Here is a 13475-nt window from a genome sequence, read left to right on the forward strand (position 1 = left end):
AGCCGTCGGGTAGCTTCCAGTTCGGCAGCGGCACGGCTCGGGGAGGATCGGGTGGGCGCGATGAGTTCTCCGCCGTTCGGCGGCAGCAACGAGATGCCGGCGGTCTTCCCCGACTGGTCGCCCTACCAGGACCTCGACTCCGCCGCCCGCGCCTACCTGCGCGACCCCGAAGTGGCCCTCGACGCCCTGTTCGGGGTGCTCCGCGGCGCCTCCGTGCTGTGTTTCACCCTGGAACGCTTCGTCAACGAGGTCAACGGCGTCTGGCAGGAGGTCGTCATCTGTGACGGCAGCCGCCTCGTGCTCTGGCACGGGGAGGATGTGGCGCCCGGGGACGGCCCGGTCGGCTCGATGACCTCGTCGCTGCGGGTGGTGCCGCTGTCCACGGTCACCGAGGTCGGCTGCCGGCGCCGCCTGACCCGCACCTCCAACGGCCAGGCCCGGGTCGACAGCATCGATGTCTACCTGCTGCTGAGCTCGGTCGACGACGCCGTCCCGCCGCCCGGCCTCGACGAGGGCGAGTCCCGCGCCCAGATCCGCCACGACGCGCTGCGCTTCGGCAAGACCCTCGACGACGGCGGCCCCGGCCAGATCGCCCGCCTGGAGGAGTTCTCCCGCGTGGTCGCCTCGTTGGTGGGCAGGCCCACTCTGTAGGCAGCGACACACCGGAAACGCCGTCTTTAGTCCGATTCAGGGCGGCGGGCGGGGTGGTCGGATGGGTTTCCGGCGTGTGACTTTTTTCGTGGTTTCAGAGCGGCCGTCGAGGGGTGCCCGGAACGCTCCAGCCGTTGCGTGAGAACGGATTCACGCGGCCTCGGGACCGGCCACCTCGACGTTGTCGGAGGAGCGCACCACATGGATGCAGTCACCCGGGCACTCCTTGGCCGAATCGATCACCTCGAGGCGCAGCGAGGCCGGCACGCTCACCCGCGCACCGGGGGATAGCAGCAGCTCACCGGCGTCGTCCTTGACATAGGCGAGGCCGTCGACGTCGAACTCGAACACCTCGGGCGCGTACTGCACACAGAGGCCGTCGCCGGTGCAAAGGTCCTGATCGACCCAGACCTGCAGCTCGTCACTTCCGGCCGGTGCCGACACCTGTTACCTCCTATGGATGACCCGGGCCGACCGTACCGGAAGCCTCCGACAAACTCCTTGCGGGCACCAGCCGAATGGATCAAGACTCGGTGACGAGGGTGTTGCATGGGTCGAAATCCGGCCCGCAGCGGCTAGTGTTATCCCAAGACGTTCGAGCCCCCGGGGAGGTGGGACGTGGCACGTAGCGACGAGGCGGACTCACGCGCCGCACGTTGGGAGAAAGAGGCCAACGATCTCTCCAGCCAGGTCGCGTTCCTGCAAGAGGAACTCGCCCTCGTTAGGCGGAAGTTGACCGAGAGCCCACGACACGTCCGGCAGCTTGAGGAACGGCTCGCGGCAACGCAGGCGCAGCTGGCCCGACTGACCGAGAACAACGACCGGCTCGTGGCGACCCTGAAGGAAGCCCGAGCCCAGATCGTCACTCTCAAGGAAGAGATTGACCGGCTCGCCCAGCCGCCCAGCGGCTACGGCGTATTCCTGTCGGCCCACGAGGACGGCACCGTCGATGTCTTCACCGGCGGCCGCAAGCTGCGCGTGGCGGTCTCCCCGTCCCTCGAGGTCGAGGAACTGCAGCGCGGGCAGGAGGTCCTGCTCAACGACGCGCTCAACGTCGTCGACGCGTTCGGCTTCGAGCGCAGCGGCGAGGTCGTGACCCTCAAGGAGGTCCTCGCGGGCCCCGACGGCCAGCGTGGCGACCGTGCACTGGTCGTCTCGCACGCCGACGAGGAACGCATCGTCCTGCTGGCCGACTCGCTCGAGATCAGCAAGCTCCGCGCGGGCGACTCGCTGATGATCGAGCCCCGCTCGGCCTACGCCTACGAGCGCATCCCCAAGAGCGAGGTCGAAGAGCTCGTTCTCGAGGAGGTCCCCGACGTCGACTACACCGACATCGGCGGCCTGCACTCGCAGATCGAGCAGATCCGCGACGCGGTCGAGCTGCCCTTCCTGCACGCCGACCTGTTCCGGGAGCACCAGCTGCGCCCGCCGAAGGGCATCCTGCTCTACGGCCCGCCCGGCTGTGGCAAGACCCTGATCGCCAAGGCGGTCGCCAACTCGCTGGCGAAGAAGATCGCCGAGCGGCGCGGCGAGGAGAAGCACACCAGCTACTTCCTCAACATCAAGGGCCCGGAACTGCTCAACAAGTACGTGGGTGAGACCGAGCGGCACATCCGCCTGGTCTTCCAGCGGGCCCGGGAAAAGGCCGGCGAGGGCACGCCGGTGATCGTGTTCTTCGACGAGATGGACTCGATCTTCCGCACCCGTGGCTCAGGTGTCTCCAGCGACGTGGAGAACACGATCGTCCCCCAGCTCCTCAGCGAGATCGACGGCGTCGAGGGCCTGGAGAACGTGATCGTGATCGGCGCCTCCAACCGGGAAGACATGATCGACCCGGCGATCCTGCGCCCCGGCCGTCTCGACGTGAAGATCAAGATCGAGCGTCCGGACGCCGAGGCCGCGAAGGACATCTTCGGCAAGTACATCCTGTCCAACCTGCCGCTGAGCACCGACGACCTCAACGAGCACGGCAACGACCGTGACGTCACGGTCGCCGCCATGATCGAGGCAGTCGTGCTCCGCATGTACACCGAGTCCGAAGAGAACCGCTTCCTCGAGGTCACCTACGCCAACGGCGACAAGGAAGTCCTCTACTTCAAGGACTTCAACTCGGGCGCGATGATCCAGAACATCGTGGACCGCGGCAAGAAGATGGCCATCAAGGAATTCCTCACCTCCGGCAAGAAGGGGCTGCGCCTGCAGCACCTGCTCGACAGCTGCGTCGACGAGTTCCGCGAGAACGAGGACCTGCCCAACACGACCAACCCCGACGACTGGGCCCGCATCTCCGGCAAGAAGGGCGAGCGGATCGTCTACATCCGCACGCTCGTCTCCGGCGGCAAGGGCGCCGAAGCCGGCCGCTCCATCGAAACGGCCAGCAACACCGGTCAGTACCTGTAGAAAACGATCGAAAGACGCGGGCCGGGGGTTTCCTCCGGCCCGCGTTCTCGTTGACCACGCATGCGGCTCGGCTGGCTCGACGCGCTCCGGGGCTACGCGGCGCTCACGGTTGTCCTGTTCCACCTCAGCCCGCAGATCATCGGCCTCGACACGCACCTGGCGATCATGCGGCAGATCAACCTCGGCAAGTACGCCGTGCTGCTGTTCTTCCTGGTCAGCGGCTACGTCATCCCGATGTCGCTGGAACGGCACGGCTCCCTGCGCCGGTTCTGGATCGGACGGCTCTGCCGCGTCTACCCGGCCTACCTCGCCACCATCGCCCTGTTCGCCGTGCTCGCCGCCGCCGGGCTGCTGCACTGGCACGCGTCCCTGCGGGCCGAGACGGCGACCGGGGTGCTCGCGCACCTCACGATGATGCCCGACCTGCTCGGCGTGCGCGGCGTCGTGCGAGTCTTCTGGACCCTCACCTACGAGATGGTGTTCTACCTGATCGTGGCCGGGCTCTTCGCGTGGCGGATCCACCGCCACAGCGCCTGGTACGCCGCCGGCCTCGCCCTGATCGCCTGGAGCGGGCCACCCACGGCGCTGATCGCGCACTCCCGACACGATCGTCGCGCGCTTGGGGTCGTACTCCTGGGGTTGGCGGGGTTGACCTTGATCCTTTATCTGACGCGGCGGCTCGAACTCGTGGCCGGGGCGATCGGGATCGGATTCGTCGTGTTCCCCGGGCTGAACGGGCACCCGGCGGCGGCCAGCACGGTCACCTCGTCACGGCAAGGCCTGCTGCTGCTCGCCGTCATGTTCGCCGGGACGGTCATCTACCGATGGCAACACCGGCAAACCGGACCCGGGCCGGCCGCCGTCGCGTTGAGCGTCGTCACGGTCGCCCTCGCCGCCGAACTCGGCGCGATCACCGTTTCCGCCGTGGCCGCCACATTCCTTTTGGCGTACGTTTTGCGGCAGCGGAACACCCCTGCGGCGCTCACCTGGCTCGGCCGCGTCAGCTACTCGCTGTACCTGCTCCACGTGATCGTGCTCTTCCTGCTGCCGCACATCGTCCCGGCCCTCGGGACACAACCCGTGGCCATCCGCGTCCTGACCGGCATCTCGTACCTCATCGCGGTCCTCGCCCTCGCCGGCCTCTCGTACCGCATCGTGGAACAACCAGGAGTGAACCTCGGCCGCCGGCTCACCCGCAAGATCGACATTTCGGTGGCCGGCGACCCGCCGCCGACCACCGAGAGTGCCGCAGCGGGCACAGGGCGGGGCGAGAACCGGCGCGAGAGAGTCTAGGCTCAATACATGAGCTACCGGGGCATCGTGGCAGTTGGGGTGGTCGCATGAGCGTTCGACGAATTATGGGCACCGAGGTCGAGTACGGCATCTCCGTCCCCGGGCAGCCCGGCGCCAACCCCATGGTCACCTCGTCACAGGTGGTCAACGCGTACGGCGCCCGGCCCGAACTCAACCGCGGCGGCCGCGCCCGGTGGGACTACGAAGAAGAATCACCCCTGCGCGACGCCCGCGGCTTCACCTACAGCGGCGCCGCCTACGACCCCGCCGACGCCCTCGCCGACGAAGACCTCGGCCTGGCCAACGTCATACTGACCAACGGCGCCCGCCTCTACGTCGACCACGCCCACCCCGAATACAGCACGCCGGAATGCACCAACCCGCTCGACGTGGTCAAGTGGGACAAAGCCGGCGAACGCGTCATGGCCGAAGCATCCCGGCGCGCGGCGACGATCCCCGGCACCCACCGCATCCAGCTCTACAAGAACAACACCGACAACAAAGGCGCCTCGTACGGCTCCCACGAGAACTACCTCATGCGGCGCCAGACACCCTTCGCCGACATCGTCGCCCACCTCACGCCGTTCTTCGTCACCCGCCAGATCTTCACCGGCGTCGGACGCGTCGGCCTCGGCCAGGACGGCTCCGGCGCCGGCTTCCAGATCTCCTCCCGCGCCGACTTCTTCGAGGTCGAAGTCGGACTCGAGACCACGCTGAAGCGGCCCATCATCAACACCCGCGACGAACCCCACGCCGACGCCGACAAATACCGCCGCCTGCACGTCATCATCGGCGACGCCAACCTGTCCGAGATCGCCACCTACCTCAAGATGGGCACCACCTCGATGGTGCTCAACATGATCGAGGAAAAGGTGTTCAGCGGCGACCTCGGCATCGCCGACCCGGTCAGCGAACTCAAAGCGGTCAGCCACGACCCATCCCTCAAACACCTCATCCGGCTGCGCGACGGACGCAAACTGACGGCCCTCGACCTCCAATGGGCCTACTACGAACGCGCCCGCGAGTTCGTGCAACAACGCGAAGGCGACGACGCCGACGCACAGACACTCGACGTGCTCGACCGGTGGGAAGACATGCTCGACAAACTCGGCCGCGACCCGATGGAATGCGCCGACACCCTCGACTGGGTCGCCAAACTGCGGCTCCTCGAGGGCTACCGCGAGCGCGAGAACCTCGGATGGTCGTCGCCGAAGCTCCAACTCGTCGACCTGCAGTACTCCGACGTGCGACCCGAAAAAGGCCTCTACCACCGGCTCGTCGCCCGCGGCTCGATGAAGACCCTGCTCGACCCCGACGACGTGCAGCGGGCCATGGCCGAGCCGCCGGAGGACACGCGCGCCTACTTCCGCGGGCGCTGCCTCGCGCAGTACGCGTCCGAAGTGGTCGCGGCCAGCTGGGACTCCGTCATCTTCGACGTCGGCCGCGAATCCCTGGTGCGGGTCCCGATGATGGAGCCCGAGCGGGGAACCAAGAAGCATGTGGGCGCGCTGTTCGACAAGTGCGAGAGCGCCAAGGATCTCCTCGAAGTGATCACCAGTCGCTGAGTGGTTTTGTCGTAACCACGAGGTAGGTTTTTCCCAACCCGATGTCATGGGCTTCGGGTGGCTGAGAAGGGGGACCCTGATGGCAACTCGGGACACCGGCGGACAGTCGCAATCCGGCAAGGGCCGGCAGGACGAGGAGATCGAGGCAACCACCACCGAGGCCAACCCTGAGGTAGCCGAGCGGCACGCCGAGATCACCGAGGACGTCGACGATCTGCTGGACGAAATCGACTCTGTTCTGGAAGAAAACGCAGAAGAGTTCGTCCGCGGGTATGTACAAAAAGGGGGAGAATAGGACATATCCGGCCAAAACGGACATGCCTATTCCGAACGATGATGAGGACGGGCGGCGCCGCTGTCGCGATTGCGGCGAGTGGAAGCCGCTCGACCTCTTCTGTGCCAGCAGCAAGCGGCCGTCCGGTCGGGGAAGTTACTGCAAAGATTGCTACAACGTCCGGTCGAAAGCGAGCTACGCCAAGCGCCTGCTGGAGAAGCAAGGGCGCGAGGTGCAGCGCCGGCGCGAGGTGCCGGACGGGCACCGTTTCTGCCCCGACTGCGGCGAGGTCAAGCCGCTGGACAGCTTTCCGCGCAGCCGAGGCGGCACCGGCGGCAGGGGCCGATACTGCAAGCCTTGCCACAACGCTCGCGGCGTCGAGTCCAGGACGCGGCTACATGGCAGCACCCGCGAGTACCACCTGCGCCACCGTTACGGCATCGGTCAGGCTGAGTTCGACGAGATGCTGCTGATGCAGGGCGGGCTCTGTGCGATCTGTGAGGCGGACGATCCTCAACACGTCGATCACGATCATCGCACCGGTCGGGTGCGCGGGATATTGTGCTTCAACTGCAACGGCGGGCTGGGACAGTTTCGGGACAACCCTGTCTTCCTCGCCGGGGCGATCACGTATCTGAAAGGAACCACGTGGCAAAGGACTTTGATCCATCCGGGCGTGTACCGGATTACTTCGTCAACGCCGGGACGTCCTCCTTCACGCAGTTCCTGAGCCATGTGTCTCCCGAGCTGCTGCCGGGTCGCCGGCCGTTGCCGCCGGGGCTGTCGGGGGATGTCGCGCCGCACGGGACGACGATCGTGGCGATCGCGACGGCTGACGGGGTCGTGATGGGGGGCGACCGGCGCGCGACGATGGGCAACCTGATCGCGAGCCGTGACATCGAGAAGGTGCATCCGGCTGATTCGTACTCGTTGATCGGTATCGCCGGGACGGCCGGTATCGGTATCGAGCTGATGCGCCTGTTCCAGGTGGAGCTGGAGCATTACGAGAAGATCGAGGGCACGATGCTCTCGACGGACGGTAAGGCGAACCGTCTGGCCGGCATGGTGCGTCAGAACCTGGGCGCGGCGATGCAGGGTTTGGCCGTGGTTCCGTTGTTCGCCGGTTATGACCTGTCGGCGTCCGATCCGGCGAAGATGGGGCGCATCTTCAGTTTCGACGTGGCGGGCGGGCTCTATGAGGAGACCGGTTACGACTCGATCGGTTCGGGTTCGTTGTTCGCGAAGTCGTCGATGAAGAAGAAGTACCGTCCGGGTATCAGTACTGAGGACGCGATCCGGTTGGCGGTCGAGGCGCTCTACGACGCGGCTGATGATGACACCGCGACGGGTGGGCCCGATCTGACCCGCAAGATCTTCCCGGTGGTGATGACGGCGACGGCGAACGGGACGCACCGGCTGACCGAGGCGGAGATCACCGCGGTGGCCGAGCTGGTTGTGGCCGGGCGCATGGAGAATCCGGGCGGCTGAGTCCGGTTGTTGGGGTAGCAGCCGAATTCACCTGGGACGAGAGGGAGTAGCCACCCGTGGCCATGCAGTTCTACGCATCACCCGAGCAGGTCCAGCGGGACCGTTCGGACTACGCCCGTAAGGGCATCGCGCGCGGTCGTTCGGCCGTGGTGCTGACCTATGAGGGCGGCATTCTGCTGGTCGCCGAGAACATCACGACTCTTCGTAAGATCAGCGAGATCTACGACAAGATCGGGTTCGCGGCGGTCGGGCGGTACAACGAGTTCGAGAGTCTGCGGCGGGCCGGTATCCGGATGGCCGATGTCAACGGGTACAGCTATGACCGTCGTGATGTGACGGGCCGGTTCCTGGCGAACGCGTTCACGCAGACGCTGGGTGCGATTTTCACCGAGACGCAGAAGCCGTACGAGGTGGAGATCTGCATCGCGCAGGTGGGGTCTTCGCCGGAGCATGACGAGCTCTACCGGATCACGTATGACGGTTCGGTCATGGACGAGCCGGGGTTCATGGCGATGGGTGGTCAGGCGGAGGCGATTTCGAGTGTGCTGCGGGAGCGGCACGAGTCGACCGCTGATCTGAAGACCGCGTTGCATCTGGCGGCGGAGGCGTTGGGCAGTGTGGGTGGGGAGAACGGTCAGACCCGCACGCTGGACGCCAAGATGCTCGAGGTGGCCGTGCTCGACCGGCGGCGTAAGGGCCGGGCGTTCCGGCGCATCCAGGGCACGTCGTTGCTGACCCTGCTGGTGGGGGAGAAGGACGTGGCCGAGAAGGATCTGGGTGACGTGGACGCCGCGCCGCCGCCGCCGGCGACGACGGACAAGCCCACGGTGTCGGCCGCGTCCGAGGAGGACGTCGCTGACAAGGATCCGGCCGAGCCGGCTGACGGCGTCAACGGCGACGGTTCCTGACGTGTTGCCGGGGCCTGGCTGATCGCTGAGGCCCCGGCGCCCCGGGCTGCGGCCGGCGGTCGCGGGGTGAAAGGATCGCCGCCATCAGCGGCCTATTTCGCCGTCGGTGTTCTGCTGCTGTTGTTCGGCGCGGGGGTGGCCGGCGCGTTGGAGGAGTCGTCGCGGCCGCTGCTTTTCGTGCAGTTTGTCGTCGGGGTTGTTCTGTTCGCCCTGAGTTTCTGGGTGGAGTCGCGCAAGGACCGTGCCATGGCCGCTGTCGTGCGGTGGCGGGACCGGGCGGTCGGCGGGGCGGCCGGGGCGCGTGGTCTGGCCGCGATCGGGCGGTTGCTCGAGCGGATGAGCGCCTGGATGCTGGCCAAGGGTGGCGGCATGCTGAGCTGGGTGCTGGGGATCGCCGGGTTTCTGGTGGCCCGCGACGCTGTCGTACGCCTGTGGTTCCCGCAGTTGATGGGCGGAGCGTGACCGGCGGCGGGGGTCGAGGCTGGTGAATCGGCCGTTCCGGTGCTGATCACGGCGGACAGTGCCGGTGAATGCGCGAGTGGTGACTGCCAATGGATCGTTTCTGCGGCTAGTGTTTCGACATGGAACGGCGAATTTTCGGCCTCGAGACCGAGTACGGAGTCACGTGCACCTACCGGGGACAGCGGCGGCTGTCGCCGGACGAGGTGGCTCGCTACCTGTTCCGCCGAGTGGTGTCCTGGGGACGCAGCAGCAACGTCTTCCTTCGCAACGGTGCCCGTCTCTACCTGGATGTCGGCTCCCACCCCGAGTACGCGACTCCCGAATGCGACTCCGTCACCGATCTGGTCGCTCATGACCGGGCCGGTGAGCGCATCCTCGAGGGCCTGCTCGTCGACGCCGAGAAACGGCTGCACGACGAGGGCATCGCGGGCGAGATCTACCTGTTCAAGAACAACACCGACTCCGCCGGCAACTCGTACGGCTGCCACGAGAACTATCTTGTGTCGCGGCACGGCGAGTTCGGCCGGCTCGCCGATGTCCTGATCCCGTTCCTGGTCACCCGCCAGCTGATCTGTGGTGCCGGCAAGGTGCTGCAGACCCCGCGCGGGGCGGTGTTCTGCCTGTCGCAGCGGGCCGAGCATATCTGGGAGGGTGTTTCCAGCGCGACGACCCGGTCACGGCCGATCATCAACACCCGTGACGAGCCGCACGCCGACGCTGAGCGTTACCGCCGTCTGCACGTGATCGTCGGTGACTCGAACATGAACGAGGTCACCACCCTGCTCAAGGTGGGCAGCGCCGACATCGTGCTCCGCATGATCGAGGCGGGTGTGGTGATGCGTGACCTGTCGCTGGAGAACCCGATCCGGGCGATCCGTGAGGTCAGCCACGACATCACCGGCCGCCGCAAGATCCGTCTGGCCAACAACAAAGAGGTCAGCGCGCTCGAGATCCAGCAGGAGTACCTGGCCAAGGCGACCGAGTTCGTCGAGCGCCGCGGCGGCGATCAGACGGCCAAGCGGGTCGTCGAGTTGTGGGGCCGGGTGCTGAACGCGATCGAGAGCGGCGACCTCGACCCGGTCTCCCGCGAGATCGACTGGGTGTCGAAGTACAAGCTGATCGAGCGTTACCAGGCGAAACACCAGATCCCGATGAGTCACCCGCGCATCGCGCAGCTCGACCTGGCCTATCACGACGTGCGCCGGGGCCGCGGCCTTTACGCGCTGATGGAGAAGCGTAAGCAGGTTGACCGCATCTCCAACGACCTGGAGATCTTCGAGGCGAAGGAGACGCCGCCGCAGACGACCCGGGCCCGGCTGCGCGGCGAGTTCATCCGGCACGCGCAGGAGAAGCGCCGCGATTTCACCGTCGACTGGGTGCATCTCAAGCTCAACGATCAGGCGCAGCGCACTGTGCTGTGCAAGGACCCGTTCCGTGCTTACGACGAGCGGGTGGAGCGCTTGATCGCCAGCATGTGAGGGGAGCGGTCGGGGCGGTTGCCCCGGCAGGTTCTAGGCTGGTCGGGCTATGACTAGGCCCGGCCAGCTTCCGCCCGAGGGTTCCCGCGTGCAACGTAAGCGCGACCGCATCCGGGCCGAGATCGAACGTAACCGCGCCGGCGGGCACCGGGTGCCGACCTGGGTGCTGGCCGCGGTCCTCGGGGTGTTCCTGCTCGGCTGGGTCTGTCTGGTCGTCACGTCGTAGGGCTGAAGCGGAGCGGGAGCTCTGTGCCCGATGTGTGCCGCTGGGCGGTGGCGTTGTCTGACCCCGCCGGCGGCGTTCAGCGGCGGCACAGTGCGTGCTCGAGCAGCCGGTCCACCGATTCGCGGCTGGGCCGGGCGGTGCCCCACGTGACCGAGAGGGTGACCGCCTGGCGCGGGCCGGTGGCGAAAGTCCAGGCGGATACGCCGAGGGCGTCTCCACGATGGCCGTAGGCCGTACCGCACGGCAGGGGGATCACCTCCAGGCCGAGCCCGCGCGTCGACGGGGCCTGGACCGTTTTCATCCGGTCGAGCACCGACGGCGGCAGGTAGCGGCCCGCCAGCAGGGCGGTGACGAAGTCGTTGAGGTCGGCGGCGGTGGAGATCAGGGAGCCGGCGGCGCCCATGACCGACGGGTTCATCTCGGTGATGTCGGTGCCGTCGGGCAGGTAGGCGTGCGCGTGCGGGCCGTGCAGGTGCGGGTCGGTGCCGGGGAACCGCGTGGTGCGGGGCAGGTGCAGACGGCGGGTGGTCTCCTGGCCGTACGGGTGGCCGGTGATCCGTTCGATGAGCAGCCCGAGGACCAGGTAGCCGGTGCTGGTGTAGGTGTAGCCGTCGCCGGGCGGGAACGTCGGGGCGTAGGCGGTGGCGCGGGCGATGAGGTGCCGGGTTGTCCACGTCTTCCAGCGGTACGGCAGGAACGCGCTGGGCGGGTTGAGCGGCAGCGTCCGGGTGACGTCGTAGAGGCCGTTGGTGTGGTCGAGGAGCTGCCGGACGGTGATGCCGTTGCCGGTGGGCAGCAGGCCGGGCAGCCAGCGGTCGACTCTGTCGTCGAGGCCGAGGCGGTGTTCGGCGACGAGCTGCAGCACGACGGTGCCGACGAGCATCTTGGTGACGCTGCCGGCGCGGAAGCGGCCCGCGGGGTCGACCGGCGTGGTGGTGCCGCGGACGGCGGTGCCGCTGGTGAGGCGCAGGGTGTGCCGGCCGTCGCGCACTTCGAGCAGGGCGCTGGTGGTTCCTTGCGCCACGATCGCGTCGAGATCGGACTGCAGGGTGTGCGAGTGGGCGGGCGCGGGGGTGGCCACGGCGATGAGCGCGACGGACATCAAGGTTCGAAGCATTCCTCCTCCTGAGTTCTGTTCCAGCCTTGTCGCCTCCGTCGTGGCGGGGAATCCGGAGGAACCCCTAAGGCCGGAGCCCGCGCTGCGGCCGTGACCGATCGGTGAGGTCGCGAGGCGCGCCGGGTTCGGCGGCTGTGCGGTTGTGGGAGCTGACGACTCGTACGGGAAAGGGTGTTAGTCACTTCACTTGACAGTCAATATTAGTGACTATATTCTGGGCTCCGTCAGCAAGAACCAGGAAGCAACAGGGGGCATCGATGTCCGGCAAGAAAGTGATCTCGGTTGTCGGGGCTACCGGCTCGCAGGGTGGAGCGGTCGCGCGGGCGCTGCTCGACGGCGGGGAGTTCGCGGTGCGGGCGATCACCCGCAACGCGTCGTCGGAGAAGGCGAAAGCCCTCGCCGAGCTGGGCGCCGAGGTGGTCGAGGCGGAGCTCAACGACGAGACGTCGCTGCGGGAGGCGTTCGCGGGGGCGTACGGGGCGTTCATGGTGACGCCGTTCTGGGAGCACATGTCGGCGGCCAAGGAGCTCGTCGAGATCGAGAACCTGATCTCGGCGGCGAACGCGGCACGGCTGCGGCACGTGGTGTGGTCGACGCTGGAGGACACGCGGGAGGTCATCGCGATCGGCGACGACCGCATGCCGACGCTCGACGAGATCTACAAGGTGCCGCACTTCGACGTGAAGGGCGGGGTGGCCGACGCGATGTTCGAGAAGTCGGGGCTGCCGACCACGTACGTGCGGGTCGCGTTCTACTGGGACAACCTGGTCACCGACCTCAAGCCGCAGCGCGACGCGGACGGCACGCTCGGGCTGCATCTGCCGATGGGCTCCACGCCGATCGCGGGCATCGCGTCGGAGGACATCGGGCGGGCCGTCGCGACCCTGTTCGAGCGGCCGGCCGAGTCGATCGGCAACGTCTACGGCCTGGCCGGCGAGCAGCTGACCGGCGAGCAGATCGCCGACGCGTTCACCCAGGTGCTGGGGGAGAAGGTCACCTACCGACCGGCGACGCACGACGAGTTCCGGGCGTACGGCTTCCCGGGGGCGGTCGAGCTGGGCAACATGTTCCAGTACTACGCCGAGTTCCCGGAGTCCTACCTGGGCCGGCGTGACGTCGGCCTGACCCGTGAGCTCAGCCCGAACTGGCTCAGTCTGCCGGCCTTCCTGACCCGGCACCGGGAACGGATCTGACGTACGGAGCGCCGGCGATCTCGGTGAAGACCTCCTTGAACGCGGCGAACCGGACGGCGCCGACCCGTTCGGCGTAGGACCGCTCGATCTCGGCGATGATCGTGCTCGCCAGGCGGATCTGTTCGCGGCCCAGCTCGGTCGGGACGATCAGCTTGGCGCGCCGGTCGGCCGGGTCGGGTTGACGGGTCACGTACCCGAGGGTCTCGAGCTCGTCGACCAGGGTGCCGATGACCTGCTTGTGGGTGCCGGAGCGTTCGGCCAGGTCGCTGGCCCGGGTGCCGTCGAGGTCGAGGTAGGCCATGACGGCCCCGTGGCGGCGGCGCAGCTGATGGTGGCCGGCCTCGGCGATGCGGGAGTAGAGCTGCTCCTGGAAGGCGGCGAGGGTGTGCGCGGAGAGAACCCCGAGGTCGGCGGTCACCC

Annotated in this window: 15 protein-coding genes; 12 read left to right on the forward strand and 3 right to left on the reverse strand. The window is 67.4% G+C overall.

Features of this window, described 5'->3' with window-relative positions; genetic code table 11:
• The first annotated feature begins 60 nt into the window (after positions 1-60).
• On the forward strand, positions 61-651 hold the full coding sequence (locus EER30_RS27380; RefSeq protein ID WP_164842499.1) for a hypothetical protein: 591 nt from the start codon (positions 61-63) through the stop codon (positions 649-651).
• A gap of 150 nt (positions 652-801) precedes the next feature.
• Here EER30_RS27380 and EER30_RS27385 read toward each other — a convergent pair whose 3' ends face one another.
• Complete coding sequence (locus tag EER30_RS27385; RefSeq protein WP_127503483.1) at positions 802-1095, reverse strand: ferredoxin; 294 nt, start codon at positions 1093-1095, stop codon at positions 802-804.
• A 174-nt stretch (positions 1096-1269) separates the two neighbouring features.
• On the opposite strand from EER30_RS27385, the gene arc reads away from it, so the two are divergent.
• The 10 genes from arc to EER30_RS47340 all read left to right on the forward strand — a co-directional run bounded on the left by arc (position 1270) and on the right by EER30_RS47340 (position 10745).
• Positions 1270-3051, forward strand: a complete 1782-nt coding sequence (gene arc / locus EER30_RS27390; RefSeq protein ID WP_127503484.1) for a proteasome ATPase — start codon at positions 1270-1272, stop codon at positions 3049-3051.
• A 60-nt stretch (positions 3052-3111) separates the two neighbouring features.
• Positions 3112-4344, forward strand: coding sequence for an acyltransferase family protein (locus EER30_RS27395; RefSeq protein WP_127503485.1), 1233 nt, complete (start codon positions 3112-3114; stop codon positions 4342-4344).
• Between the two features lie 47 nt (positions 4345-4391).
• A complete protein-coding gene (gene dop, locus EER30_RS27400; protein ID WP_127503486.1) occupies positions 4392-5909 on the forward strand; it encodes a depupylase/deamidase Dop in 1518 nt (505 codons plus the stop codon).
• Positions 5910-5988: 79 nt separating this feature from the next.
• Entirely contained in the window at positions 5989-6204 is a 216-nt protein-coding gene (locus EER30_RS27405; RefSeq protein WP_127503487.1) for a ubiquitin-like protein Pup, read from the forward strand.
• A 22-nt stretch (positions 6205-6226) separates the two neighbouring features.
• A complete protein-coding gene (locus EER30_RS27410; RefSeq protein ID WP_127503488.1) occupies positions 6227-6913 on the forward strand; it encodes an endonuclease VII domain-containing protein in 687 nt (228 codons plus the stop codon).
• Positions 6832-7671 (forward strand): proteasome subunit beta, encoded by an 840-nt coding sequence (gene prcB / locus EER30_RS27415; protein ID WP_127503489.1) that lies wholly within the window; start codon positions 6832-6834, stop codon positions 7669-7671. The genes EER30_RS27410 and prcB overlap by 82 nt, the downstream gene beginning before the upstream one ends.
• A 56-nt stretch (positions 7672-7727) precedes the next feature.
• Positions 7728-8579, forward strand: coding sequence for a proteasome subunit alpha (gene prcA, locus EER30_RS27420; RefSeq protein WP_127503490.1), 852 nt, complete (start codon positions 7728-7730; stop codon positions 8577-8579).
• A 66-nt stretch (positions 8580-8645) separates the two neighbouring features.
• A complete protein-coding gene (locus EER30_RS27425) occupies positions 8646-9041 on the forward strand; it encodes a hypothetical protein (protein ID WP_127503491.1) in 396 nt (131 codons plus the stop codon).
• Positions 9042-9160: 119 nt separating this feature from the next.
• On the forward strand, positions 9161-10519 hold the full coding sequence (gene pafA, locus EER30_RS27430; RefSeq protein WP_127503492.1) for a Pup--protein ligase: 1359 nt from the start codon (positions 9161-9163) through the stop codon (positions 10517-10519).
• Between the two features lie 88 nt (positions 10520-10607).
• A complete protein-coding gene (locus EER30_RS47340; protein ID WP_164842489.1) occupies positions 10608-10745 on the forward strand; it encodes a hypothetical protein in 138 nt (45 codons plus the stop codon).
• Positions 10746-10821: 76 nt separating this feature from the next.
• Here EER30_RS47340 and EER30_RS27435 read toward each other — a convergent pair whose 3' ends face one another.
• Complete coding sequence (locus tag EER30_RS27435) at positions 10822-11862, reverse strand: serine hydrolase domain-containing protein (RefSeq protein WP_127503493.1); 1041 nt, start codon at positions 11860-11862, stop codon at positions 10822-10824.
• Positions 11863-12119: 257 nt separating this feature from the next.
• Here EER30_RS27435 and EER30_RS27440 point away from each other — a divergent pair, with 257 nt between their 5' ends.
• The gene (locus EER30_RS27440; protein WP_127503494.1) at positions 12120-13055 is read left to right on the forward strand and encodes an NmrA/HSCARG family protein; all 936 of its coding nucleotides are present in this window, start codon (positions 12120-12122) and stop codon (positions 13053-13055) included.
• Here EER30_RS27440 and EER30_RS27445 read toward each other — a convergent pair.
• Positions 13012-13473, reverse strand: a complete 462-nt coding sequence (locus tag EER30_RS27445) for a MarR family winged helix-turn-helix transcriptional regulator (RefSeq protein ID WP_284699720.1) — start codon at positions 13471-13473, stop codon at positions 13012-13014. The genes EER30_RS27440 and EER30_RS27445 overlap by 44 nt on opposite strands.
• Between the last annotated feature and the right edge of the window lie 2 nt (positions 13474-13475).

Origin of the sequence: Actinoplanes solisilvae (assembly GCF_003999975.1) — a bacterium.
Classification (GTDB): Bacteria; Actinomycetota; Actinomycetes; order Mycobacteriales; family Micromonosporaceae; genus Actinoplanes; species Actinoplanes solisilvae.

Excerpts from the sequence above, each read along its gene's own strand:
- EER30_RS27380 (WP_164842499.1), top strand. The coding sequence starts at position 61 with ATGAGTTCTCCGCCGTTCGGCGGCAGCAACGAGATGCCGGCGGTCTTC.
- EER30_RS27395 (WP_127503485.1), top strand. The coding sequence starts at position 3,112 with ATGCGGCTCGGCTGGCTCGACGCGCTCCGGGGCTACGCGGCGCTCACG.
- dop (WP_127503486.1), top strand. The coding sequence starts at position 4,392 with ATGAGCGTTCGACGAATTATGGGCACCGAGGTCGAGTACGGCATCTCC.
- EER30_RS27405 (WP_127503487.1), top strand. The coding sequence starts at position 5,989 with ATGGCAACTCGGGACACCGGCGGACAGTCGCAATCCGGCAAGGGCCGG.
- EER30_RS27410 (WP_127503488.1), top strand. The coding sequence starts at position 6,227 with ATGCCTATTCCGAACGATGATGAGGACGGGCGGCGCCGCTGTCGCGAT.
- pafA (WP_127503492.1), top strand. The coding sequence starts at position 9,161 with ATGGAACGGCGAATTTTCGGCCTCGAGACCGAGTACGGAGTCACGTGC.
- EER30_RS27435 (WP_127503493.1), bottom strand. The coding sequence starts at position 11,862 with ATGCTTCGAACCTTGATGTCCGTCGCGCTCATCGCCGTGGCCACCCCC.
- EER30_RS27440 (WP_127503494.1), top strand. The coding sequence starts at position 12,120 with ATGTCCGGCAAGAAAGTGATCTCGGTTGTCGGGGCTACCGGCTCGCAG.